This window comes from Priestia sp. P5_B4, assembly GCF_056400385.1.
In genome coordinates, this window is sequence record NZ_JBFULJ010001187.1 from 1 (window position 1) to 934 (window position 934).

Annotated in this window: 1 protein-coding gene and 1 pseudogene; one reads left to right on the forward strand and one right to left on the reverse strand. The window is 36.1% G+C overall.

Annotation, left to right across the window (positions count from 1 at the left end):
• Nucleotides 1–148 precede the first annotated feature (148 nt).
• Nucleotides 149–361: a cold-shock protein gene (locus tag AC1DRF_RS29820; protein WP_016764987.1), complete on the reverse strand. Its 213-nt coding sequence runs from the start codon at nt 359–361 to the stop codon at nt 149–151.
• 232 nt (nt 362–593) lie between these two features.
• Here AC1DRF_RS29820 and AC1DRF_RS29825 point away from each other — a divergent pair.
• Nucleotides 594–934 (forward strand): annotated as a pseudogene (locus tag AC1DRF_RS29825) (STAS domain-containing protein); the annotation flags it as partial.

The window sequence follows — 934 nt, forward strand, 5'->3', positions numbered from 1 at the left end:
AGCTAATAGTAACTAATTTTGAATGTAGAATTAGTTGCATTATGCAAAAAAAACACCTCTTTCGAACAAAAGGCGAAGAGGTGTTTTTGGGYTCGAAAAGTATTTGATTTGACAGTCTACCCATAATCTGTATGTAAATGTCACTCTATCAGTCAACTGGGTGTACTTTTATAGCGCTGGGTCCTTTAGCTCCTTCTTGGATTTCAAACTCTACTTTTTGTCCTTCTGCCAGGTTTTTATATTCCTCACGGTCAATCGCATTGGAGTGAACGAACACTTCTTTTGATCCGTCTTCGGGTGTAATAAATCCAGATCCTTTTGATTCGTTGAAAGATTTAACGGTTCCTTTATGTTTGCTCATTGAAAAAACCCCCTTATAAGTATAGAAATAAATTCATAGTAGTTTTTTACCCAAACGCTGAAATTTCAATCCTATTATGGCAGGTATACCGATTAGAAGAATAGGGGTAAAAGTAAATAGGGGGGGCCTAACAATTTTTTTATTTCGGTTATATTTTTATATTGTATGTGATATAACTATTGTTATAAAATGTAATCGTTAATTCTGCTAACTAAAGGAGATAAAGAAAAAAATGAGGGATGAGTTGTTATATATAGGGAAGAAAATTATCGATAATAAGCAGGAATTAGCGATACAATTTTCTGATCTGATGGACTCTGAATATAAGCGGAAGCTGGTTTACCACGAAGAAAGCGAAGTTTTAAAATGGAGAGCAGAACTCATTGAGTATTTAGGCGAGTCGCTATTCGAGGAGCGCTCGGTCGTTTTAAAGAAAATCGTTCAGTGGGGTACAGATATAGGAAAAGTGGCTGTGGAAAACGGACTTTCTTTGAGTCAAACGTTAAAATCACTTGCGCTGTTTCGAACAGTGATATGGGGTGTTTTTACAGAAGAGCTGCAGCAGAAGCAGTT